Genomic DNA, 21,376 nt, shown 5'->3' on the forward strand with positions numbered 1-21,376 from the left:
ACTCAGGAAGGAGTCATCGTGCCGCAGACCGGTACCGACGATGCAGTAATACTCGAGCGGCACGGGGAGATCGCGGTTGTGCGATTGAACCGTCCCGATCAGCTCAATGCGTTCACCGACGCGATGTGCTATCGGCTCATCGACATCTTCGACGAGACCGACGCCGACGACGAGGTCCGTGCGGTGGTGATCACCGGAACGGGAAGGGCCTTCTGTGCGGGGGCCGATCTCGCAGCCGGCGGCGACACCTTCGTGCTGGGTGACGACCCGGAGACCGGAGGCGCACCGGCCGACACGGGCGGGCAGGTCTCGCTGAGAATCTACCGTTCCCTCAAGCCCGTCATCGCCGCGATCAACGGACCGGCCGCGGGTGTCGGCGTCACCATGACCCTGCCGGCCGACATTCGCATCGCGTCGGAAACCGCGAAGTTCGGGTTCGTGTTCACCCGTCGGGGACTGGTCCCCGAGGCCTGCTCGACCTGGTTCCTTCCGCGGGCCGTCGGCATCTCGACGGCCGTCGAGTGGGCGGTGGGCGGCAAGATGGTCTCGGCAGTCGAGGCGCTCGAACGAGGACTCGTCCGGGAGCTCGTCCCCGCCGATCAGGTGCTCGATCGGGCACTCGACATCGCGCGCGAATTCGTCTCCGGCACCTCACCGGTGTCGGTAGCTCTCACCCGACAGCTGATGTGGCGGATGCTCGGTGCGTCCGACCCTGAGGTAGCGCACCGGGCCGAGTCGATCGGCATCTACGTCCGCGGCACCTCGGACGACGTGCGTGAAGGTGTCGACGCGTTCCTCCAAAAGCGCGAGCCGAAGTTCCCGAACCGGATCACGGACGGATTGCCGAACCTGTTCGAATAGTGCGTCGACAGCCGAGGGTCAGCGGTCGAACACGCTGACCGGTCGTTGCCGCAGCTTTCTCATCAGTTCGGCGATCGAGTCACTCGACCGCAATTGGGCGAGCAGTTCGTGCTCGATCCGGTCGGCCTCCACGCAGATCGTCACCACGTCGAACAGCATGTCGGCCGGGATGACGGCGACCCCGTCATCATCGGCGACGATGATGTCGCCGGGGTGGACCAGACGCCCGGCCAGCCGGACAGGTTCGCCGATCGACTCGGTGGCGTAGCGGAACCGGGCGGCCTGCGGAGCCCGGGCCATCGACCACACCGGCAGGCCGCTGTCGATGATGGACACCGAATCACGCACCGCGCCACCGACAACGCACCCGGCGAGTCCGGCCAGCAGCGCCCACTGCGCCGACAAGGCGCCCACGACAGCGGTATCGGCGGGGGCGGGGCAGTCGAACACCGCCACATCACCGGGCCGGGCGGTGCTGTAGAGGTCCCGGTCGCCGAGCCGGGCACCGAGACCGTCCGCCCTGTTGTCGACGACCTCGCCGGTCAGCCGCCGGTACCGCAACGTCACGGCGGGCCCGCAGATCCGCTGCCCCCGGCGCAGCGGTGCGAGGATGCCGGCACCGATCGCCGCTCCGACACCCAGCTGGTCGAGGGCGTCGGAGACCGCGCAGGAAGCATCGGAAACCTGCAACAGGGAAGCCAACAACGCGGCACGGTCGCGGTGGGTGGCCATGGCCGGTTCCTGCCGTGCGGTGGTCGGCGAGACCGGGGAGGATTGCTGGGACATCGAGTTCTCCGTTCGTCGAAGTAGGGCGGTCGGTGTCGAATCCGCCCATGATGGGCTAGTGGTAGTTGACTGGGATCGTGCGTTGGGCAATCGGTCCGGTCCGGTTCGGCCAGAGTGTCGTATCGGGCACAATGGGGCGATGCAGTTGACCACTCCCTTGGACAAGTTGGATCTCGATCTGTTGAAGCTGATCGTCGAGGAACCCAAGGCCGGGGTGCGCGAATACGCCCGCCGTTTGAACGTCGCGCGCGGCACGGTGCAGTCGCGGCTCGACAAGTTCTCCCGAGAGGGGGTGATCACCAGCTACCGCCCGCAGATGCAACCGACCGCGCTCGGATATTCCATCCTGGCGTTCGTTCATCTGGACATCGCGCAGTCGATGATGGATGCCACCTGCCGGCATCTGGCCACCATCCCCGAGGTGCTCGAAGTCAATTCCGTTGCGGGCAAGGGAGATTTGCTGTGCCGGGTGGTGGCGAAAGATCACGAGGACTTCGAGCGGGTGCTGCAGGAGATGATCGCAATCGATGGGGTGCTGCGGACCCAGTCGGAACTGGTGCTCAGCCGCCGCATCGCCCCGCGGATCGTGCCGCTGCTGGAGAAGAAGCGGGCCGAGACACCCTGAGGGGCTCGGCCCGTTCAACGGTGGGTCAGTGCAACAGTGTGGTCGCGGGCAGCGCGGGGCGCCGCTGATGTTCGAAGTCGGTGATGGTGGCGGCGTGGGTGAGGGTCAGGTCGATGTGGTCGAGTCCTTCGAGCAATCGCCAGCGGGTGTTGTCGTCGAGTTCGAAGGAGGCGGTGATCGTGCCTGCGCGGACCTGCCGTTCGACCAGGTCGATGGTGACCTCGCTACCGGGATCGGCCTCGAGACCCGCCCAGAGTAGTTCGATGGTTTCGGTCGGCAACGTCACCGTGAGCAGGCCGTTGGTGAGGGCGTTACCGCGGAAGATGTCCCCGAAGCGGGGTGCGATCACCGCCCGGAATCCGTAGTTCTGCAACGCCCATACCGCGTATTCGCGGGAGGAGCCGGTGCCGAAGTCCCGGCCGGCGATCAGGATGGTCGATCCGGCGTAGGCGGGGTCGTTCAGGATGAAGTCGGGCTCTTCCCGCCAGTCATGAAAGAGTTTGTCGGAGAATCCTGTTCGGGAGCTGTGGGTGAGGAAGCGGACGGGGATGATCTGGTCGGTGTCGACATCGGTGCGCCGCAGTGGTGCGGCGACTCCGGTGTGCACGGTGAACGGTTGCACGGTGGTCCTCGATTCGCAGACGATCGTTGGTGAGAGTCAGTTCAGGTCGGCCGGTGCGGCCAGGTGGCCGGCGACCGCGGTCGCGGCAGCAACAGCCGGTGAGACGATGTGGGTGCGCGAGCCCTTGCCCTGGCGGCCCTCGAAGTTGCGGTTGTTCGTCGACGCCGCCCGTTGACCGGGTGTGAGCCGGTCCTCGTTCAACGCCGCGCACATCGAACACCCCGCGAACCGCAGTCCCGCGCCGGCGGCCTCGAACACCTCGTTCAGGCCTTCGTCGATCGCCTGCTGACGCACCTTCATCGACCCGGGGACGATCATCAACTCGACCCCGGGGGCGACCTTCCTCCCGTCCAGGACGCGGGCGACTTCCCGTAGGTCCTCGATGCGGCTGTTGGTGCACGATCCGATGAACACGACGTCGACCGGCAACCCGCGGACGGGGCGTCCGGGGGCGATGTCCATGTAGGCCTGGGCGCGCTCGACGGCGGCGCGCTCCACCGGGTCCGGGAATTGGTCCGGATGCGGTACCGGATCACCGAGCGGACCAGCCTGCGCGGGCGTGGTGCCCCACGACACGAACGGGGTCAGGGTGGAGGCGTCGATGACGACTTCCTTGTCGAAGACGGCGTCGTCGTCGCTGAAAAGCGTTCGCCAGTAAGCCACTTCGGCATCCCACGCATCCCCGGTCGGGGCGGCCGGGCGGCCACGCAGATACTCGAAGGTCTTTTCGTCCGGGGCGATCATCCCCGCCCGCGATCCGGCCTCGACGGACATGTTGCACACCGTCATCCGGCCCTCCATCGACAGCTCTTCGATGGCCTGACCGCGATACTCGATGATGTGTCCTTGCCCGCCCGCAGTGCCGACCCGAGCGATGATCGCCAGGATCAGATCCTTCGCCGTCACCCCCACGGGTAGGGACCCGTTCACGGTCACGGCCATGTTCTTCAACCGCCCCATCGGCAAAGTTTGGGTGGCCAGCACGTGCTCGACCTGACTGGTGCCGATCCCGAACGCCAGGGCACCGAACGCACCCTGGGTGGCGGTGTGCGAATCACAGCACACAATTGTCGAACCCGGATGGGACAGGCCGAGTTCGGGTCCGATGACGTGCACAATGCCCTGATGCTCCTCACCGAGGCGGAACAACTCGATCCCGAATTCGGCGCAGTTCTTCCGCATCAACGACACCTGCTCCCGGGCCGCCGGATCGACGATCTCCTTGTCCACCGCCACGGTCGGGGTGTTGTGATCCTCGGTGCCCAGTGTCAGGTCCGGGCGCCGCACCGTACGACCGCTCGCCCGGAGACCGTCGAAGGCCTGCGGGGTGTTCACCTCGTGCAGCAGGTGCATGTCGATGTAGAGCAGGTCCGGTTCGCCCTCCTGTCGGCGAACTACGTGTGCGTCCCACACCTTCTCGGCCAGTGTCTTACCCATGTGTTTGTTTCTCCTCATCGAATGCGGTCGCGCCGAAATTGTGCGTCGACCGCTGAAAAATCAGCCGTAGAAGTAGGCCAGGAATCCCGAGGCCGACAGCAGCACCAGCCCGCCGCCGAGCCGAGAAGTGATCTGCGCGAACGGCAACAGATGCATGCGCCGGGTGGTGCCGAGGGTGGCGATGTCGCCGGACCCACCGAGGTCGGTCATGCACAGTCCGGCCGTGATCGAGGACTCGACGAAGTACAACTTCAGCAGCCACCCCACGAAACCGGCGGTCAGCGCGGTGATCAGCACAGTCGCAACGGTGAACGCGAGATAGGCAGGGCGAGAGGCGAGTTCGGCGATCTGCTCGATGTCGATCAGGGAAACCCCGATACCGACCAGCGCCGCCGGCACCCACAGCTTGACCACGAACTGGTACCACTCGGTCGTCGACTCCTCGACCTCCTGCGGAAGCACACCCGACAGCTTGATCGCGGCGGTGAGCAGGATGACCCAGGCGTAGAGGTGCACCGGCGGAACCGCGGCCTGCAGCATGGCGCCGACGAGGTAGATCGCGGCGGTCATCAACAGACCGGTACCGAGCCCGCTGATCGTCAGCGGGCGCTTGTCGGTCAGCGCCGCGACCTGCTCCGGGGTGGCCTTGACCCGCAGCATCTCGCCGTGGCCGTTGAAGCCGACGAACAGCTTGGTACGCCGACGCGTCAGGTTGGCGTACACCGAGGCCAGAACGATGCACAGCAGATTCGCGCAGATGATCGGCGGCACGATGCTGGACATGTACTGCTGCGCGTCACCGCCGATGGTGTCGGCGTACATCTGCGACAGCGGAATCGCACCGCCGGAGATGCCGCCGGCCATGATCGGGATCGTGACGTCGAGGATCGCAGTCTTGAATCCGAAACCGGTGACTGCGGCGATCGTCCCGATGAGCGTGACCACCAGCGCGAACGCCACCACGATCACCGCACAGAATCGGCCACCCGCCTTGATCAGGAACCGGCGGTCCATCCCGAGAATGCTGCCCGCGATGATCGACGCCACCAGGATCTCGACGAATCCGTATCCGGTGAACCAGTTCTTGACGATGTCCGAGAAGCTGTCCGGAACCAGCCCGAAGTACACGGCGAGGGCGGGGACGAACACACACAACAGCGGTCCACCACCGATCGCAGACAATGCCGGGGTGCGGTCTCCGATCCAGAACAGGCCGCAGCCGATGATCATGGCGATGGCCAGGCCACCGAAGATGTTCTCCGGGAGCGTGCCGGTGTAGACAGCACCCAAGCCGACTGCGACCAGAGCGAGATACCACGGCCAGGGCATGGACAAGATCTTCGCGCGGTCGGACCCTCGACGGGCTGGAACCGTCGCCTCCGCGCCGGGCACAGCATCCTTAATTTTCACGTTCGCCTCCTGCACCGCGCCGGGCGGGGCTGCGCCGATCACGGAAGTAGTGGGAAGTGACTCACGTCACTGGTCGCGAACGGTAACTTTTCGTGGGCATCGAATGCCAATGCCATCGGATTATTCATACCAATGGTCCAGCGCCGCGCGACCAGGACAGGCCAGGCTGGACAATTGGCCCGGCTTTCGTCTGGTCGTCTCTGGCAAGAAGCGGAGAAGGTCATCGCGGCATGCGCTGGACCACACCGACACTTAGCGATCGCCTATGTATGCGCACATGGGCGCGGTCATGCCGTTTGTAGACTGGCCGAGTGGCTACCACTCCTGCGCTGAACCCCGAGGACGTTCAGCGCGCTGCGGCGGCGCTGCACAGCCCCGACATCGAGGGGTGGGCCAACCGGTTCGAATTGTTGTCGGACGGCAACCGCCTCCGGTTGCTGCTGTGCCTGCACCACGCGCCGGGGATCTGTGTCGGCGACCTCGCGGCAGCGCTCGAGATGAGCGGTACCGCCGTCTCGCACGCACTGCGACTGCTGCGCCACCAGGGCTGGGTCTCGGCCACGCGCGACGGCCGCTCGATGCGTTATCGGCTTTCGGACGACACCGTGCACCAATTGCTGCACGCGATCGGCGCCACGCACTATCACGATCATTCGGAATCGAAATCGGAACGGTGAAGTCCCACATGGAGAACGACCCCGGAACCCTTCCGCTCGACGGAATCACCGTCGTCGCTCTCGAGCAAGCTGTGGCCGCCCCCCTCGCCACCCGTCATCTGGCGGATATGGGCGCGCGGGTGATCAAGGTGGAGCGCGTCGGGGAAGGCGACTTCGCACGCAACTACGACGACGCCGTCTTCGGCGAGGCCTCACACTTCGTCTGGTTGAACCGAGGGAAGGAATCGTTCTGTGTCGACCTCAAATCCGAGGTGGGGCGGGATGCTGTCCTGAGGTTGATCGCGAGTGCCGACGTGTTCGTGCAGAACCTGGCGCCCGATGCAGCGAGCAGACTCGGTTTCGGGACCGAGGCGTTGCGCGCGGAACACACCGCGCTGATCGTGGCGAACATGTCGGGCTACGGGACAGCGGGGCCGAGGCGTGAACGCAAGGCGTACGACATGCTGGTGCAGGCCGAAACCGGCATGATCTCGGTGACCGGAACTCCCGAGACGGCCACGAAGACCGGAGTGCCGGTGTCCGACATTGCGGCGGGAATGTATGCGCTGACGTCCATCCTGAGTGCGCTGTTCCGACGTGAACGAACCGGGGTGGGCGCGCAGATCGACGTGTCGATGTTCGACGCGACCGCGGAGTGGCTGGGCCACCCGATGTACATGAAGATGTACGCCGACCGGCAGATCCCTCGTGTCGGCCTCGGACACGCCGCCATCGTTCCGTACGACGCGTACCCCACCCTCGACGGCAACATTCTGATCGGGGTCCAGAACGATCGGGGGTGGCGGCAGTTGGTCACCGAGGTCTTCGCGCGACCCGAACTCGCCGATCATCCCCGCTATGCAACCAACATGCTGCGGGTCCATCATCGCGAAGAGGTTGATGCCCTCGTCGCCGAGGAGACGAAGAAGTTCACCCGCGCGGCCCTCGACCAGGCACTCGCGGATGCCGGAATTCCGGCAGCGGAGCTGAACGATATGAGCGGATTGATCGACCATCCGCAGTTGAAGGAACGTGACCGCTGGCGTCAGGTCGGCAGCGAGGTGGGACAGATCAGCGCGGTGCTGCCACCGATGACATTCGCCGACGTGGAGATGCGGATGGGTGACATTCCGGCTCTCGGTGAGCACACCGATCAGGTCCTCGATGAGCTGGGGTGCTCGGCTGCGGACATTACAGCGATGCGGAAGGCCGGCGTCGTAGGCTGAGGTTGTGACGCCTCCGATACTCGGCCCGGCGGGGCGGAGGCTTGAGGCATGATGCCCACTACACCGTGCGTCGCTGCGGTGTAGTGCCCGTATCCGCCCTCCGCACCCTGGGAGGAGGAGGTCAGGACGATGTTGCCGCTGAGCCGCCTGCTCGCGCTACCAATGTGGTACCACAGTGGTAGCATTTAGGTATGAGTACGCAGATTGCGGTGCGGTTACCGGACGAGATCGTGGCCTTCGTCGACGGCGAAGTGCGCGAACATCGGGCGCCCAGCCGGGCGGCTCTGGTGTTGCGGGCGCTCGAGCGGGAGCGGCGTCGGCAGATCGCCGCCCGGGATGCCGAGATTCTGTCCCGGGCGCGCGGCGAGGATGATCCGGATGGCCTCGACGACCTCGCCCGGCATGCCGCGGGTCTGTTCAGCGATCTCGACTGATGAGGCCGATTCACGCCGCGAAGCTGGACAAGACGCGGCCGGTGCTGGTGTTGACCAGGGAGTTGGTGCGCCCGCACCTGAGTAGGGTGACGGTGGCGCCGATCACCGGCACCGTGCGTGGACTGTCGACCGAGGTGCCGGTGGGGCCGGCCAACGGATTGGAGAAGGATTCGGTGGTCAGTTGTGACAACATCGTCACCATTCCGGTGTCGGCGTTGGGGCACGGTCTTGGATTTTTCTTTCCGTCGCAGGAAGCGGCCCTGTCCGAGGCGATCCGGGCCGCGTTCGACCTGGAGTAACCACGGGTGAGCAGTTCGCGCTGTCAGTGCAACGGGAGCCTGCCGCGGTAAGTGGGGAGTTCGGGTTACCTGTGGACTACTGCAGGGTTCTCCGGCGCCTTCGCCCTGTTCTTTTCGTCGGGATCGCCGGCATCCGGTGTGGTGCGATGGGCAGGTAAATCAGGGTCAGCACTCCCGCGACCACGCAGCCGGCGGGGAAGCCACCCACGAAACTCAGGCGCGCGTTGTCGAGTTCGGTGAGCCACCCGGAGCGGGAGGAAATGTTAGACGGGCGTACCAGTTCTCGCCGAGTGAGCGCTGGGGATGTCCCCCTTTGGTTTTCGTCAAGCTGCTGAGGGGTTGGATCCCGGTAGAGTTCCTTGTTCTCGAGCGTGGCGTAGCGGACGTCGCAGGGGCGTCGGACGAGGCAGGTCAGGGCGGCGTTGTGTTTCTTTCTTCTCGTCCCGTTTTGTCGTCGTATGCGCGACTGGTGGGGTCGCCCAGGGCCGCGAAGGCGGCAGGAACACCTCGAACGGTCTCAGCTCTCACGCACGGGGGTGGGCTCGGTAGTACGCGGCCCGTTCGGCGTCGTGCCGGCGTCTGGCTTTCGGGTTTTCCAAGTCGGGCGGAAGTCCGTGCTTTTCGAGGCGGCGTGATCGGTTCTGCGCCATGTAGGCGACGCTGTAGAAGAGTGCTAGAAACACCCCGAGCAGCACCATGGAACCGCGTAACCACACCGGCCCGGGGAAGAGGAAGAAGGCCGCGAACACCGGAATGAATGGCACCATGCTGCGGACGAGGTGTCGCGGCACAGCCCAGTCACCGATCAGATCGTTCCGAACCCAGTCCTGCATGGAGTCGGGCAATCTGCGTCCGAACGCGTAGCCGAGCCATTGAAAGGGCGTCGGCCGGCTCCGGGCGCCGCGGCTTCGATTGGTCACTTGTCCACTCCTCCGAGCGCGCCTGCCTTGACGGCCGCGGCGTTGATGCGGGTCAGCACGCTGTGCAGTTCCATCAGTTCGGACAGTTCCACTCCGAGTGCTTCGACTACGGCGGGTGGCACTTTTTCGGCTTGTGCGCGCAGCGCCTTGCCCGCGTCGGTCAATTCGACGACGAGCTGGCGTTCGTCATCCGCGCTGCGGGTACGGGTGAGAAGCCCGGACGATTCGAGTCGCTTCAGCAGCGGCGACAACGTGGGCGAATCGAGTTGCAGGGCGCTGCCGATCTCCTTGACCGACATGGGGGAGGTACCCCAGAGGGCCAGCATCACCAGGTACTGCGGATGAGTGAGTCCCAATGGTTCGAGGATCGGCCGATAGACGCCCAGGACTGCGCGATTGGCCACCGCCAGCGCGAAGCACACCTGCCTGTCGAGTGCGAGGGGGTCTTCGGCAACGTTCGTGGGCACCAGCTCAGGGTACCCGATAGTTCGTGCACTAACCAATCGCCCACTAACTAAAGGTGAGATAAAACACCGCAGCCCGGCCTGTGTAGGGCCGGGCTGCGGTTCGCTCTTCGCTCAGGGTGTGGCGAAGAACTGCTCCACCGCGGGCTGCGCGTTCGGATTTCCCACACCGACACCGATCACGGCTCCTGCAATCGTGCCGACGACGGCGCCGATGATGCATCCGGCGATGAAGTTGGGGAAGATCGAGACGCACCCGATTGCCATGCCCACATTGGAACCGATGGCCATGCCTTGCAGGCCCGCGTTGTTCCAACCGGTGTTGATCTCGCTGGTCATGTTGTCGAAGGCGGCCTGTTTGGCGTCATTTTCCGGAAAGAACTGTTCAGCCACCTGGCTACTGCCTTCGGCGGTCGGGGTCATCAAGGGCTGGCTCCAGTCGATTCCCTGCGTGCCGGGGTCGGCGTAGGCCGTGCCGGCGCCGACTGCCATCGCAGCGACGACGAAGATAGACAATGCCAGAGTTCTGAGAAGTTTCATGAGAATTCCCACCATGTCGTAGGTCGAACACGGACTCCACCTGAGTACCGAACATTGTTGTGAGTGGACCATATTCGCTGGAAGTACCGAACGGCTACATGCATATGTGGGTGCGCGGTGATGCTCCCCGGTGAGTCGCCTACTCCATAGCCCTCCCCAATTCATCTCTCGGCCTGGAGGGGCGAACGGGGCAGGGCACGCGCGTCGTGGCTATGAGGAACGTGTCCAACCCTGTGCAATCCTGCAGTGTCATGGTGCTTCCCATGCCTAGTCGCTTGCTGAACATCTTCCCCCTTCGGGTATCCCACTTTTCGGCGTTTACGCAAAATTCGTTACATACGCCTCACCGGCACGAGGTGTCACACGGTCAGCCGGTAGAAACGCCAGAACCCGAAGTCTTCGATGGGAAGGATGTCCATCGAGCCGAAACCGGCAGCCTCGGCGTACTTTCGCAAGGTGCTCGGACGCATGACCGTTCCGGTGGCGGCACTCGGACTGGAACTCATTCCGTCCGGCAGGCACACGGTCAGGCTGAATCCGTACATCAACCGCTCGATGTCGCTTCCCGGCGCCGAGAACTCGTCGTCCACCGCCTCGTCCATGACGATCATGACCCCACCGGGTGCCAGAGCCTTGCGTACCGCCGTCAATACCTCGACAGGTGCAGGCATGTCGTGAATGCACTCGAAGGCGAATGCAGCGGTGTAGGCGCCCTCCGGAATGCCCGCTGCATCCGACTCGGTGATCGTGATCCGGTCGGCAACATCCCCTTGCTCGCGGACGTTGTGTTTCGCGAGTTCGACAGTGGCGCTGTCGATGTCGTAACCATCCAGCCGGGCATCGGGGTAGGCGCGCGCCAGGGCAATCGTGGACCACGCGCCTCCACATCCGACATCGGCGATGGCGGCACCGGGGGTGCGCAGAAGTGCGTCGACCTCGGGTACCGACGCGAGCGCTCCCGGCAGAACCTGCTCGTACCACGGCCGATTCATATCTGCCTGGGATTCCCTCGCATCGACACCGTACTGTGCCCATCCCACACCGCCTCCCGTGCGATACGCCTCGATCAGCGCGGGCATCTGTGTGGTGGCGGCAACGAAAATCCGGGCCAGCGGCGCCAGGTAGGCAAGGCTTTTCTCATCGGTGAACACTTCGGCCGCACCGGGTGCCAACGTGAATCTTCGGGGATTGCCGCCGTCTGCGGTGAGCAGCCCTGTCACCGCCTGTTGTTCGAGCCACTCCTGTGCGTACCGCGGGTGGGTCGAGGTGCGTTCGGCCAGTTCGTCCGCTGTTGCGGGGCCCTGATCTGCGAGACTTCGATACCAGCCGAGTCGATCTCCCAGATGGATGGAAAGAATGTCGATTGCGCCGAGGGAGGCGTCGAAGACACGTTGCGCCACTGCGTCGGCTCCGGGTGTGGGCATCGCTGACCTCCGGTGTGGGTGGTCCCCTCATGGTGACCTACCGCGGTAGCCGATGTGCCCGTTTCGGTTGCTCCCAGTGCACATTCGCGGCGGAGTCGGTCGAGCGTCCGGGAAGCTGGAAACCCCACGGCAACTCGAGGCGGTGGCGGGCGAGCAGGTCTGTGTCGGCGAGCAGGTCGAGGATCGGTCCGTCCGCCACCACCTGGCCTTCGTCGAGAATCACCGCGCGGGTGCACAACTGCGCAGCGTACGGAAGGTCATGGGTTACCAGCAGTTGGGTGGTGTCCACCGCGAGCAGGACTTCGGCCAGTTCACGCCGGGCAACCGGATCGAGGTTGCTCGACGGCTCGTCCAGCACCAGCACGTCCGGAGCGCACGCGAGGACGGTGGCCAGGGCGACCCGGCGCCGTTGCCCCACCGACAGATGGACGGGATTGCGCTCGGCATGCGACGTCATGTCGACAGCGGCCAGCGCGGTGCGGACCCGGTCGTCGAGTGCCGCACCGGTGACACCGAAATTTGCCGGGCCGAAGGCGACGTCCTGCGCGACGGAGGGCATGAAGAGCTGATCGTCGGGGTCCTGGAAGACGATGCCGACCCGCCGCCGCACCTCGCGCAGCGTGTTCCGGTCGGTGTTGCGCGACACCGGTACGCCGCCGATGGTGACCCGACCGTCCGAGGCGGTCAGAATCCCGTTGAGGTGCAGCATCAGAGTGGTTTTGCCGGCACCGTTCGGGCCGAGAACCGCTACCCGTTCGCCCGGGCTCACAGTGAAGTCGATTCGGTCGAGTGCCTTCCTGCCGTCCGGGTAGGAATACGACACACCGTCGAGGTGCACGGCGGCCGTCATCGGAGGGTCCAGGCCGCGAGGCAGATACCCACCGCACAGACGGCAGGAACGAGGCCGGCCGACCACGCCGCGGCGGACGCCGGAGGAGCACCGACTGTGGGAACCGCCCCCGTGAACCCGCGCGAGAGCATGGCCAGGTGGACGCGCTCGCCCCGTTCGTAGGAACGGACGAACAATCCGCCCACACCCTGCGCGGTGGCGCCGATCTGGCGAAGTGTTCGCGGATCGTCACCGCGGGACAAGCGTGCGGTGTGCATCCGGGCGACCTCCGAGGTGAGTAGATCGAGGTACCGCAGCATGAGGACCACGATCGTGGTGAACATGGCGGGCACGTGCAGATGGGCAAGTCCCACCGGCAGATCGCGGGCGGGGGTGGTGGCGGCGAGCGTGAGTGACACCAGCACGCCGAGAGTGCCTTTCACCAGGATCCCCCACGCGGCGTGCAGTCCGGTCACAGACAGCGACAATCCGAGGACCGTCGTCTGCTCGCCGCCCTCCGCGAACGGCAACAACAGGGCCAATGTGACGAAGGGCAGTTCGATCAGCATGCGCGGGGCGAGCCAGGTCAGGGCGATACCGGCGATGTGCCACACCACCGCCAGGACTGCGAGGTAGACGGCGAAGGCCCAGAACGCCTCGCGGGGCGTGGCCACCACCGCGAACACCGTCACCACCGCACACACGATCTTCACCTCGACGGGGAGACGGTGAACTGCGGATGTGCCGTGGAGATAGAGCGGCTGCGCGTGACCAAAACTCATGATCAGGGTCCGGCTCTGTGACGCCGTCCGCGGGCGAGGAGCCGGAATGCGGCGGCTGCGACGACGAAGGTCGCGGCCGCACCGATGATTCCGGCCACCCCGGTGAAACCGGATCGTCCACTTACCGTGTAGTCGGCGAGCGGGGAGGCCGACAAGTGGTGGTTCTCGGCGTTCTTCGCAATGCAGTCCCCGACCAGCGACGCGCCGGTGTCGGTCTCGACGGTGTCGCATCCGCGTGTCGTGGCAGCGTCGAGGCCGTCCGGACTCGAGCTCGCCAGAGAGGACAGCACCCCGGCAATGAGCAGGACCGCGAGAGCGAAACCGAGAAGGAAGCGGCGAGGGGACCGCGTCGACACGCTCATGCGCCCACCGCGACGTTGCGCGGCGCGGTCCGGAGCAGATACACGAGGTCGGGTCGGGCCCTGGCCACCGCCGTGACTGTGAGGGCGGTGATGATTCCTTCGCCGATTCCGATCAAGATGTGGGCGCCGACAACGTAGGCCGCCACCGAGCCGAGCGCAGTGGCGCCGCCGGCAGCGGGCTGACCTCCGATGGCGTACTCGAGGACGAAGCCCATCGACGCCGCGACGGTTCCGCACAGCGCAGCGGTAAATGCGAGAGCGCCGAGCACGCGGAGACGAAGATCCTCGGGGCGCGCGAGTCGGCGCAGAACAAGCGCGACGACGTAGCCGACCGTCACCCCGATGATCGCCATGTTCGTGATGTTCGCACCCAAGGCTGTCAGCCCACCGTCCGCGAAGAGCAGGGCCTGCACGATCAGGACGATCGCGATGCACAGCGCACCCGTGTAGGGCCCCACGAGAATGGCCGCCAGTGCACCACCGAGGAGATGTCCGCTCACACCGGGAAGGACGGGGAAATTCACCATCTGCACCGCGAAGATGAAGGCGGCTACGAGACCGGCCATGGGGGCGGTGCGATCGTCGAGTTCGGAGCGGGCCCGCCACGCGGCGACCGCGAGTCCCGCCGCCGCGACAGCGAGGAACAGGACGGACGTCGGGGCATTGATCAGCCCGTCACTCATGTGCATGGCTACGGACTCCATGTCACCCTCCTCAGCCGGTAGCTGTCCCGTCTCTGCAGTCTAGTTTCTCGTGTGAACACTTGAACAGGTGTTCATGGGTCAGGCGACAGCGGTGTTCTGCCACCACCGAACTCTCAGTGCCAGCTGTGGTCCACGACGGGGGTTCGCGGTCCGAACTTGGGTTTGATCGCGTTGCCACTGACCAGCAGCAGCCGCACGGCGCGATAACGATGCGGGCGAACCGGTTCCAGGTACGTCACCATTTCGGCGTCGTCGAGGGGCTTGCCGAGTAACGACCATCCGACCATCGACGCCAGGTGGTAGTCGCCGACGGACAGAGCGTCCGCATCGCCGAGCGCACGTTGCGACACCTCGGCCGCGGTCCAGATTCCGACCCCTGGGATGGACATCAAGCGGCGGGTCGCTTCCTCGGGAGATAGGTCGACGATCTTCTCCAGACGGTCCGCGACCTGGGCGCAACGCACGATGGTGCGGGCACGGCCGGGGTCCACGTTCGCGCGGTGGAACTCCCACGACGGGACTCGCCGCCACACGTGCGCGGTGGGAGGCACCCGCATTCCGTCGGGCGCCGGGCCGGGGGCGGGTGTGCCGAATTTCCACACCAGACGCCGCCACGACGCGAACGCGGCGATGCCGTGGACCCGCTGCTCGAGGATGGCCGGGACCAGGGCTTCCAGCACCCGGTCGGTGCGCCCCAGACGCAGGTGCGGGAAGCGGCGGTGGGCCTCGGCGAGGATCGGGTGCTCCGGTGCGAAGTCTTCGCACTCGTCCTGCTCGCCGACGAGACGGTTCAGCCCATCCGCCAACTCTCGGGCACCCTCGCCCCAGGCCTGACAGTGGACGGTGTGCCGGTCGCTTTGCGTGAGGCGATAGGTGACCGGACCGGACGGTTGCACCGACGTCCGCCAGATGGAGCCGTCGACCGCACGCCGGTGACAGGGGTCGCCCTTACCGCGCTGAAGGGGGTGCAACGTCATCGCGACGTCCAGTGGACGCCGCGCGGTCACGGTGGTCTCGACCACCTCCAGCGAAGCCGTCATCGCAAGCAGCGTATCCGCCCTTCGGCGACATGTCGGCCACCGCTACCGGCGGTTGTCGGGGCGCGCACGTAAAGTCCCAGCCATGATCATCGTGAGTACCGACGGATCCTGTCTGCGTAACCCCGGTGGGGCGATCGGCTGGGCATGGGTCAATCACGAAGGTCCCAGCCGATCCGGTGGTGAACCCTCGGGAACCAACCAGATCGCCGAGCTGCGGGCGCTGCTCGAGGCGATCACCGCGCATCCCGGACCCGATCCGCTCCTGATCGAGTCGGATTCCCAGTACGCCATCAAGTGCGCATCGGAATGGCTGCCCGGTTGGAAGCGGAAGGGCTGGAAGACGGCGGCCGGTGCCCCCGTGAAGAATCTTCCGTTGGTCCAGGCCATCGACCAGGCCATCATCGAGCGTTCCGGACCCGTGCGGTTCCGTTGGGTACGCGGTCACGTCGGCAACCACTACAACGAGATGGCAGACGTACTCGCCGGTGAGGCGGCACGGGCCGTCGCATCCGGTGAGCCGGCAGCTGCGCCACCTCCGGCTCCCACTACACCCGTGGTCGCGGCCCCTGCGGCGGCCGAAGAAGCGTTCACCCTGTTCTGATCCTGTCGGTTCACCCGGTACCGGGAGAAGTCTGTATCGAGGAGAAGTCGTGACCGAGGATCTGCGCGTGCGGGAGTTCTGGCGGGCGCTGGGGTTGCCCGGCATCGTCGACGTCCACACCCACTTCATGCCCGCCAACGTGATGGAGAAAGTCTGGCGGTACTTCGACGCGGTGGGTCCCCTCACCGGGCGAGAGTGGCCGATCCGCTACCGGCACGAGGAAGACGTGCGCGTCGAGCAACTTCGTGCGTTCGGGGTTCGGCGATTCACGTCCATGATCTATCCGCACAAGCCGGAGATGGCCGCGTGGCTGAATCAGTGGGCAGCCGACTTCGCCCACCACACGCCCGACTGCCTCCGGACGGCGACGTTCTATCCGGAAGAATCCGCGGCCGCGTACGTGTCCGAGGCAATCGAGTCGGGCACCCGGGTGTTCAAATCCCACATTCAGGTCGGTGATTACTCACCGGGCGACCCGTTGCTCGACCCGGTGTGGGGAGGGTTGCAGGACGCGGGTGTGCCGGTGGTCATCCATTGCGGATCCGGTCCCGCGCCGGGCAAGTACACCGGCCCCGAGCCGATCGGCGACTTGCTGGCGCGGTACCCCCGACTCCGCCTGATCATCGCCCACATGGGCCTGCCCGAGTATCGGGAGTTCCTCGAGCTCGCGGGACGCTATTCCGGTGTGTACCTCGACACCACGATGGCGTTCACCGATTACACCGAGGAGGCGACCCCGTTTCCGCGTGACGCTGTACACCGGCTGTCCGATCTGCAGGAACGCATCCTGTTCGGAAGCGACTATCCCAACATCCCGTATGCGTACCTGGACGCACTCGAGGGTCTGACCCGGTTCGATCTCGGTGAGGACTGGCTTCGCTCTGTGTGTCACGACAACGCTGCGGCACTGTTCGCGCTCGACTGATCCGCCGGCGCGGAGTGGTGAGCTCGCGCCGGCGGATCGGAGACCCCTGAGTGTGAGAGATTACGACCCACAGCACGCGGTCGGGGCATCCTGCTCGGAGGTGGGCGCATTGCGGAACGTGTCGCTGTCTGCGAGCACCGTATACACCTCCCATTTTTCGCCGGCGGGCCCGGTGACCCACACCTTGTCCTGGCTGGCGAAGCAACAGGTGGTCCCGAGCTCTTCCTCGGTGAACAACCCTTCCTCGGTCAGCCTGGCGATTTCCGAGTGCACGGCCTCACTCGATTCCACCTCGACGCCAAGGTGATTGATGGTGCCGCCCGCACCGGGGTTTTCGAACAACACGAGCTTGAGCGGGGGCTCGGCGATGGCGAAATTGGCGTAACCCTCCTTCAGTTTCGCGGGCGCTGTGCCGAAGAGCTTGGAGTAGAACGAGACGGCCTGACCGAGGTCGTCGACGTTGAGGGCGAGCTGTACGCGGGACATGAGATCCTCCACCTTTTCGATGTATATCGAATTACTTCCTCACTATGCGCCACCTTTTTGACGTATGTCAAGAAGGTAGGCACAATGGGTTCATGCCGAAGGCTTTGCCCCTTATCGATGCGACGTCACCACTCTGCTGCGCCCCCGTCGCGTCGGGGCCCATCTCGGACGATGGGGCGCTCGAGGTGGCTGTGCGGCTCAAGGCTCTTGCCGATCCGGTGCGCATCAAGCTGATGTCGATCCTGTTGTCCGCCAGCGAGGGTGAGGTCTGTACGTGCGACCTCGCCGACGGTGTCGGTGTATCCGAATCGACCGTCAGTCATCACCTGGGGCAACTGAAGAAGGCGGGCATGGTGGTCCCCACCCGGCGCGGAATGAACGTCTATTACCGTCCACAACGCGACGCGCTCGAGGCGCTGCGCTTCGTGCTGGATCCGAACTGCTGCTCGTAGCGCGGTCACGTTCCTTTCGCGGGCTCGCTGTCGCGCCACCAGCAAAAGACGAACAGGGCGAGTGACGCGACCAGCGTGGACACCACCCAGACGGTGAGCGCAATGTCGACCCACGACCCGATCGGCGGGCTGCCCGGCAGGATCCCGCGCAGGGGTACGACGGCGAACAGCATTGCGGCCATCCAGCCGAGCATGTCGGTGTCGACTGCCCGCTTGCGCCGGAACGTCTGCAATGCGACGAAGGCGGCGAGAACGGCGAGGGTCGTCATCATCAGGAGGAGAATTCCGGCGTAGATGAGGTTTCCGCCTGTGCGCGCCAACCGCACGTCGACGCCGATGCCGTTCCGGGAGATGTCGGTGTCGACCGCAACCGGTTCGGCCTTCGCCTTCCATCCGTCGACCCGCCCGTCCAGGAGAACACCCGTGGGTACCAATTCGCGTTGGGCGCCGAGGCCCTCGTAGGCCTCGACCACCATCGGATTCACCTCGAACCGGTCGAAGGGCCACATGGCGGCGTTGCCGTTCGCGATGAACTCGGTGTCGAACGTGGTGGGCGCGGTGCCTTCGCGGAAAACGATCTGCTCGTGGCTGGTGCTGGGGACGAGTAGGAGAGTGATATCTCGGTTGAGGGTGTCACCGTTGGCATGGAGGTAATCCTGACCGGCGGCGATCGTCACCTCTGCCTGCATCCGGTCGACCGTCGGCTGCAGCGACTTCGCGGTGACGAGCACCATGATCACGTCGTCGTCGATGGCGAACGGCGCGTCGTCCTCGATCGCGTTGCTGCTCAACCCGTAGACGGTGAGGGACGCGGCGTAGACGAGGGCGAGGAGAATCGCCGCCGCGACCCACTGGAGCCGGTGACGCAGGAGGAGTGGTGACTCGGCTGCCACCGTCGCAACATACCGCCGTTGGGGTGGGCGGGTTCGTCGATCGGTGGTCTCGATCGATGCGGAGGCAGGCTCGGTCGTCACGCACGGGTACATGCGACATATCGTGGACGGCACCACTGGCTAGGGAGGAGCCGCAATGGAATCGCGACTGCAGAACTCACAGATGCTTCTCGCAGTCCTCGAGCAGGCCCCGACGCTGGTAGTGCTGTCGGAATTCGTCTCCGGCCGGATCGTCTTCCTCAATCCGGCGGGCGTCCGCCTCATGGGCTTCACCACCGCCGCCGATGCCTACTCGAGGACGACGGCGGAGTTCTTCACCGATGTCGGTGTGGTGCAGGCGCCCGAAGTGGAGTCGGCACTCGTGGAACGGGGGGAGTGGTCCGGGCTCACCGAGCTCCGCCACTTCGTGACCGGGGAGCCGATCCCCATGCTGATCTCGACGTTCGTGGTTGAATCGGACGCCGCCGGTCCGGCGGTGATTGCCTCGATTGCGCACGATCGCCGCAGTGCGCAGATCGAGGAACGCCGGCTGCACAGCGCGCTCGGGGCGGCCGCGTACCGGGCCCGCGAGCAACAGGCGATCGCCGAGCTGAGCCAGCTCGCCGTCGACGGTGACCTCGACGAACTTCTCGACGCGGCGACCAGGGCAGCTACGGCGCTGATGGGTGTGCGCTGTACCTCCATTGCCCGGATCTCTGGTGGCGGGGAAGAACTGACCGTTCTCGCGTACCGGGGTCCGGCGCCGGGACCGGCGAGCTTTGCACCCGGTACGGGCTCACAGCCTGGATATGCCGCCGCGGCCGAATCGGTGGTGGTATGCCGCGACAGAACCCAGGAGACGCGCTTCTCCACCACAGCGATGACCAGGCGTGCACTTCAGAGCGGGGTGTGTGTACCGATCGGTGCCGACCCCGTGTGGGGAGTTCTCACCGCGCACAGTCACCGCCCCCGCGACTACACCGACCGGGATTTGTCCTTTCTCCGCTCGGTGACGGGTGTGCTGTCGGCGGCTATCCGCCGGATCGAGGCGGAAGCACAACTGCTGCACCAGAGTTTGCACGACCCCCTGACGGGATTGCCGAACCTGACGCTGGCCCGCAGACGCATCGATTCGGCGCTCGACGCGGCACGTCGCGAGAGTACGGTCATGGCTCTGCTGCTCATCGACCTCGACGATTTCAAAATCCAGAACGACAGTCTCGGTCATGCCGGTGGTGACGACGTACTCGTCGTCCTCGCCGAGCATCTGCGCTCGGCAGTGCGTCCGGACGACACTGTCGCGCGGATCGGGGGTGACGAATTCGTCGTCGTGTGCGAGCACCTGGCGGATGCCGACGAGGCAAATGCCGTCGCCAAGGGCATCACCGACAGCCTCGCGATGCTGAACCAGGTGGCACACCTCCAGTTGCCGATCAGTGGCAGCGTCGGAATCGCCCTCTCGGATCCGGATTGCACGCGGGAAGAGTTGGTTCGCCGCGCAGACTCGGCGATGTATCGGGCGAAGGCAGGAGGTGCCGGCGGGTACGCCCTCTACTCAGCCGAACACCCAGTTCATCAGGATCACGTACAGTCCGGTCCCGACCACGATCGAGAGCACCGCATTCTTCCGCCACAGGTGCACCACAGCCGTTGTTGCCACGGCGAGCAGTTCGGGTAAGCCGTGCGCCGGGACGGTGATCGACACGTTCTTCAGCGAGTAGACCACCAGGATCGACATGATTCCGGCCGGCATGAACACGCCGAGATAGCCGACCAGCGCCGAGGAACGCAGCGGGTGGAGAACCGCGAACGGGACGGCGCGGAGGGCGAAGGTGACAATCGCCATGATGGCCACGGCGGCGAGTAGGTAACCCGACTCAGGCATCTGCGGCACCCTTCTGCCGAGTGAGGACGTATCGAAGGACGAGCAGACTCACGAATGCCCCCATTGCCAGCGGCAGCATGTGGTCGACGTCGACCAGTCGCGCGACCACAGCGCAGGTGACGCCCATCAGGGGAACTGCGAGGCCACGCTGCGCTCGGACTGCCTCGATGGACAGTACGACGAACAACGCGGTCAGCGCGAAGTCCATGCCGACGATGTTGTCCGGGATCCATTGCGCGGCAATCGCACCAAGCCCGGCGCCGCCGATCCAGTAGGCGTGGAGGTACAGCTGTGTGTACACGATCATCCGCCCGGACACCGTCTTGCGGTCGCTGGTGACCGCCATGGCGTAGGCCTCGTCGGTGAGCGCGAACATGCTGTAGAGGCGTGCCGCCCGGCCCTTGATCGTGTCGAGCGGAAAGCTGAGGGCGTAGAAGACGTGCCGAAAGTTCACGAGCAGTGCTGTCAACGCGATGTAGGGCAGTGGCGTCATCGTGGTCACCAGTCCCACTGCGACGAATTCGAGAGAACCGGCATAGATCAGTGACGTGAAGACCAGTGCCCACCACGGGCTCAGACCCTGCTGTACGACGAGGACCCCGAGGGCGATACCGAGGGGAAACAGTCCGACCCCGACGGGGAGTGAGGCTCGGAGAGCGCCGCGTATTTCCGAGGAAGGTGGAACCTCGGCGCCGGCGACGACGGCCGTCGAGTGGGGTGCTGATTCGGTCACT

The 21,376-nt window shown here is 65.4% G+C and carries 26 protein-coding genes and 1 pseudogene; 10 read left to right on the plus strand and 17 right to left on the minus strand.

All coding sequences use genetic code 11. The features are described 5' to 3' along the window. Positions 1-18 precede the first annotated feature (18 nt). Entirely contained in the window at positions 19-861 is an 843-nt protein-coding gene (locus L1080_RS31165) for an enoyl-CoA hydratase-related protein (RefSeq protein WP_250769606.1), read from the plus strand. 18 nt (positions 862-879) lie between these two features. Here the strand turns inward: L1080_RS31165 and L1080_RS31170 are convergent, their stop codons facing one another. Continuing rightward, on the minus strand, positions 880-1,647 hold the full coding sequence (locus tag L1080_RS31170; RefSeq protein WP_250769603.1) for an RraA family protein: 768 nt from the start codon (positions 1,645-1,647) through the stop codon (positions 880-882). A gap of 139 nt (positions 1,648-1,786) precedes the next feature. Here L1080_RS31170 and L1080_RS31175 point away from each other — a divergent pair, with 139 nt between their 5' ends. After that, the gene (locus L1080_RS31175; RefSeq protein ID WP_159923883.1) at positions 1,787-2,272 is read left to right on the plus strand and encodes an Lrp/AsnC family transcriptional regulator; all 486 of its coding nucleotides are present in this window, start codon (positions 1,787-1,789) and stop codon (positions 2,270-2,272) included. 25 nt (positions 2,273-2,297) lie between these two features. Here L1080_RS31175 and leuD read toward each other — a convergent pair whose 3' ends face one another. Genes leuD through L1080_RS31190 form a run of 3 tightly spaced genes read right to left on the minus strand, consistent with a single transcriptional unit; the run spans position 2,298 to position 5,741 of the window. Further along, on the minus strand, positions 2,298-2,894 hold the full coding sequence (gene leuD / locus L1080_RS31180) for a 3-isopropylmalate dehydratase small subunit (RefSeq protein ID WP_250769600.1): 597 nt from the start codon (positions 2,892-2,894) through the stop codon (positions 2,298-2,300). A 36-nt stretch (positions 2,895-2,930) separates the two neighbouring features. Continuing rightward, positions 2,931-4,331, minus strand: a complete 1,401-nt coding sequence (gene leuC / locus L1080_RS31185; RefSeq protein WP_250769597.1) for a 3-isopropylmalate dehydratase large subunit — start codon at positions 4,329-4,331, stop codon at positions 2,931-2,933. Between the two features lie 60 nt (positions 4,332-4,391). Next, positions 4,392-5,741, minus strand: coding sequence for a 2-hydroxycarboxylate transporter family protein (locus tag L1080_RS31190; RefSeq protein WP_250769594.1), 1,350 nt, complete (start codon positions 5,739-5,741; stop codon positions 4,392-4,394). Positions 5,742-6,052: 311 nt separating this feature from the next. Between L1080_RS31190 and L1080_RS31195 the strand changes: the two genes are divergently transcribed. The 4 genes from L1080_RS31195 to L1080_RS31210 all read left to right on the plus strand — a co-directional run bounded on the left by L1080_RS31195 (position 6,053) and on the right by L1080_RS31210 (position 8,356). Further along, the gene (locus tag L1080_RS31195) at positions 6,053-6,418 is read left to right on the plus strand and encodes an ArsR/SmtB family transcription factor (RefSeq protein ID WP_159923886.1); all 366 of its coding nucleotides are present in this window, start codon (positions 6,053-6,055) and stop codon (positions 6,416-6,418) included. Positions 6,419-6,426: 8 nt separating this feature from the next. Next, on the plus strand, positions 6,427-7,623 hold the full coding sequence (locus L1080_RS31200) for a CaiB/BaiF CoA transferase family protein (protein ID WP_250769591.1): 1,197 nt from the start codon (positions 6,427-6,429) through the stop codon (positions 7,621-7,623). A gap of 191 nt (positions 7,624-7,814) precedes the next feature. Beyond that, positions 7,815-8,057 carry a YlcI/YnfO family protein gene (locus tag L1080_RS31205; protein WP_159923890.1) on the plus strand — a complete coding sequence of 81 codons (243 nt, stop codon included), beginning with the start codon at positions 7,815-7,817 and terminating at the stop codon, positions 8,055-8,057. After that, on the plus strand, positions 8,057-8,356 hold the full coding sequence (locus L1080_RS31210; RefSeq protein ID WP_159923892.1) for a type II toxin-antitoxin system PemK/MazF family toxin: 300 nt from the start codon (positions 8,057-8,059) through the stop codon (positions 8,354-8,356). Before L1080_RS31205 ends, L1080_RS31210 begins: the two co-directional genes overlap by 1 nt. 524 nt (positions 8,357-8,880) lie before the next feature. Here the strand turns inward: L1080_RS31210 and L1080_RS31215 are convergent. The 9 genes from L1080_RS31215 to L1080_RS31255 all read right to left on the minus strand — a co-directional run bounded on the left by L1080_RS31215 (position 8,881) and on the right by L1080_RS31255 (position 15,421). Continuing rightward, positions 8,881-9,276 (minus strand): DUF5313 family protein, encoded by a 396-nt coding sequence (locus tag L1080_RS31215; protein ID WP_159923894.1) that lies wholly within the window; start codon positions 9,274-9,276, stop codon positions 8,881-8,883. Then, positions 9,273-9,743, minus strand: a complete 471-nt coding sequence (locus L1080_RS31220) for a MarR family winged helix-turn-helix transcriptional regulator (protein ID WP_250769589.1) — start codon at positions 9,741-9,743, stop codon at positions 9,273-9,275. Before L1080_RS31220 ends, L1080_RS31215 begins: the two co-directional genes overlap by 4 nt. Before the next feature lie 111 nt (positions 9,744-9,854). Next, positions 9,855-10,280: a hypothetical protein gene (locus L1080_RS31225; RefSeq protein WP_109335379.1), complete on the minus strand. Its 426-nt coding sequence runs from the start codon at positions 10,278-10,280 to the stop codon at positions 9,855-9,857. A 359-nt stretch (positions 10,281-10,639) separates the two neighbouring features. Next, positions 10,640-11,704, minus strand: coding sequence for a methyltransferase (locus L1080_RS31230; RefSeq protein ID WP_250769586.1), 1,065 nt, complete (start codon positions 11,702-11,704; stop codon positions 10,640-10,642). Positions 11,705-11,741: 37 nt separating this feature from the next. Continuing rightward, on the minus strand, positions 11,742-12,554 hold the full coding sequence (locus tag L1080_RS31235) for an energy-coupling factor ABC transporter ATP-binding protein (protein ID WP_250769583.1): 813 nt from the start codon (positions 12,552-12,554) through the stop codon (positions 11,742-11,744). Further along, positions 12,551-13,315: a cobalt ECF transporter T component CbiQ gene (gene cbiQ, locus L1080_RS31240; RefSeq protein WP_250769580.1), complete on the minus strand. Its 765-nt coding sequence runs from the start codon at positions 13,313-13,315 to the stop codon at positions 12,551-12,553. Before cbiQ ends, L1080_RS31235 begins: the two co-directional genes overlap by 4 nt. A gap of 2 nt (positions 13,316-13,317) precedes the next feature. Continuing rightward, positions 13,318-13,671 carry a PDGLE domain-containing protein gene (locus L1080_RS31245; RefSeq protein ID WP_159927367.1) on the minus strand — a complete coding sequence of 118 codons (354 nt, stop codon included), beginning with the start codon at positions 13,669-13,671 and terminating at the stop codon, positions 13,318-13,320. Positions 13,672-13,673: 2 nt separating this feature from the next. Then, on the minus strand, positions 13,674-14,381 hold the full coding sequence (locus L1080_RS31250) for an energy-coupling factor ABC transporter permease (RefSeq protein ID WP_250769577.1): 708 nt from the start codon (positions 14,379-14,381) through the stop codon (positions 13,674-13,676). 113 nt (positions 14,382-14,494) lie between these two features. Further along, positions 14,495-15,421 carry a DNA-3-methyladenine glycosylase family protein gene (locus L1080_RS31255; RefSeq protein ID WP_250769574.1) on the minus strand — a complete coding sequence of 309 codons (927 nt, stop codon included), beginning with the start codon at positions 15,419-15,421 and terminating at the stop codon, positions 14,495-14,497. A gap of 82 nt (positions 15,422-15,503) precedes the next feature. Between L1080_RS31255 and L1080_RS31260 the strand changes: the two genes are divergently transcribed. Together L1080_RS31260 and L1080_RS31265 are read left to right on the plus strand one after the other, a co-directional pair. Further along, positions 15,504-16,022 (plus strand): ribonuclease H family protein, encoded by a 519-nt coding sequence (locus L1080_RS31260; RefSeq protein WP_159923908.1) that lies wholly within the window; start codon positions 15,504-15,506, stop codon positions 16,020-16,022. Between the two features lie 49 nt (positions 16,023-16,071). Continuing rightward, positions 16,072-16,947: an amidohydrolase family protein gene (locus tag L1080_RS31265; RefSeq protein ID WP_250769571.1), complete on the plus strand. Its 876-nt coding sequence runs from the start codon at positions 16,072-16,074 to the stop codon at positions 16,945-16,947. A gap of 60 nt (positions 16,948-17,007) precedes the next feature. On the opposite strand, the gene L1080_RS31270 is transcribed toward L1080_RS31265, so the two are convergent. Beyond that, positions 17,008-17,433 carry an ArsI/CadI family heavy metal resistance metalloenzyme gene (locus L1080_RS31270; RefSeq protein ID WP_250769567.1) on the minus strand — a complete coding sequence of 142 codons (426 nt, stop codon included), beginning with the start codon at positions 17,431-17,433 and terminating at the stop codon, positions 17,008-17,010. A gap of 92 nt (positions 17,434-17,525) precedes the next feature. Between L1080_RS31270 and L1080_RS31275 the strand changes: the two genes are divergently transcribed. Further along, positions 17,526-17,885, plus strand: a complete 360-nt coding sequence (locus L1080_RS31275; protein ID WP_109333523.1) for an Rv2640c family ArsR-like transcriptional regulator — start codon at positions 17,526-17,528, stop codon at positions 17,883-17,885. Positions 17,886-17,890: 5 nt separating this feature from the next. Here the strand turns inward: L1080_RS31275 and L1080_RS31280 are convergent, their stop codons facing one another. Next, positions 17,891-18,778, minus strand: coding sequence for a DUF4436 family protein (locus L1080_RS31280; protein WP_250769563.1), 888 nt, complete (start codon positions 18,776-18,778; stop codon positions 17,891-17,893). A gap of 136 nt (positions 18,779-18,914) precedes the next feature. On the opposite strand from L1080_RS31280, the pseudogene L1080_RS31285 reads away from it, so the two are divergent. Then, positions 18,915-20,312 (plus strand): annotated as a pseudogene (locus L1080_RS31285) (diguanylate cyclase domain-containing protein); the annotation flags it as partial. Here L1080_RS31285 and L1080_RS31290 read toward each other — a convergent pair. After that, positions 20,313-20,642: a branched-chain amino acid transporter permease gene (locus L1080_RS31290; RefSeq protein WP_159923918.1), complete on the minus strand. Its 330-nt coding sequence runs from the start codon at positions 20,640-20,642 to the stop codon at positions 20,313-20,315. Next, on the minus strand, positions 20,635-21,375 hold the full coding sequence (locus tag L1080_RS31295; protein WP_159923920.1) for an AzlC family ABC transporter permease: 741 nt from the start codon (positions 21,373-21,375) through the stop codon (positions 20,635-20,637). The genes L1080_RS31290 and L1080_RS31295 overlap by 8 nt, the downstream gene beginning before the upstream one ends. Position 21,376 lies beyond the last annotated feature (1 nt).

The sequence above is a fragment of the Rhodococcus sp. MSC1_016 genome, assembly GCF_023667485.2.
Lineage (GTDB): Bacteria > Actinomycetota > Actinomycetes > Mycobacteriales > Mycobacteriaceae > Rhodococcus_F > Rhodococcus_F oxybenzonivorans.

Bases quoted from the DNA above. Each gene is read 5' to 3' on its own strand.
- L1080_RS31170 (WP_250769603.1), bottom strand. From the start codon at position 1,647: ATGTCCCAGCAATCCTCCCCGGTCTCGCCGACCACCGCACGGCAGGAA.
- L1080_RS31175 (WP_159923883.1), top strand. From the start codon at position 1,787: ATGCAGTTGACCACTCCCTTGGACAAGTTGGATCTCGATCTGTTGAAG.
- leuC (WP_250769597.1), bottom strand. From the start codon at position 4,331: ATGGGTAAGACACTGGCCGAGAAGGTGTGGGACGCACACGTAGTTCGC.
- L1080_RS31200 (WP_250769591.1), top strand. From the start codon at position 6,427: ATGGAGAACGACCCCGGAACCCTTCCGCTCGACGGAATCACCGTCGTC.
- L1080_RS31205 (WP_159923890.1), top strand. From the start codon at position 7,815: ATGAGTACGCAGATTGCGGTGCGGTTACCGGACGAGATCGTGGCCTTC.
- L1080_RS31210 (WP_159923892.1), top strand. From the start codon at position 8,057: ATGAGGCCGATTCACGCCGCGAAGCTGGACAAGACGCGGCCGGTGCTG.
- L1080_RS31225 (WP_109335379.1), bottom strand. From the start codon at position 10,280: ATGAAACTTCTCAGAACTCTGGCATTGTCTATCTTCGTCGTCGCTGCG.
- L1080_RS31230 (WP_250769586.1), bottom strand. From the start codon at position 11,704: ATGCCCACACCCGGAGCCGACGCAGTGGCGCAACGTGTCTTCGACGCC.
- L1080_RS31235 (WP_250769583.1), bottom strand. From the start codon at position 12,554: ATGACGGCCGCCGTGCACCTCGACGGTGTGTCGTATTCCTACCCGGAC.
- cbiQ (WP_250769580.1), bottom strand. From the start codon at position 13,315: ATGAGTTTTGGTCACGCGCAGCCGCTCTATCTCCACGGCACATCCGCA.
- L1080_RS31250 (WP_250769577.1), bottom strand. From the start codon at position 14,381: ATGGAGTCCGTAGCCATGCACATGAGTGACGGGCTGATCAATGCCCCG.
- L1080_RS31255 (WP_250769574.1), bottom strand. From the start codon at position 15,421: ATGACGGCTTCGCTGGAGGTGGTCGAGACCACCGTGACCGCGCGGCGT.
- L1080_RS31260 (WP_159923908.1), top strand. From the start codon at position 15,504: ATGATCATCGTGAGTACCGACGGATCCTGTCTGCGTAACCCCGGTGGG.
- L1080_RS31270 (WP_250769567.1), bottom strand. From the start codon at position 17,433: ATGTCCCGCGTACAGCTCGCCCTCAACGTCGACGACCTCGGTCAGGCC.
- L1080_RS31275 (WP_109333523.1), top strand. From the start codon at position 17,526: ATGCCGAAGGCTTTGCCCCTTATCGATGCGACGTCACCACTCTGCTGC.
- L1080_RS31290 (WP_159923918.1), bottom strand. From the start codon at position 20,642: ATGCCTGAGTCGGGTTACCTACTCGCCGCCGTGGCCATCATGGCGATT.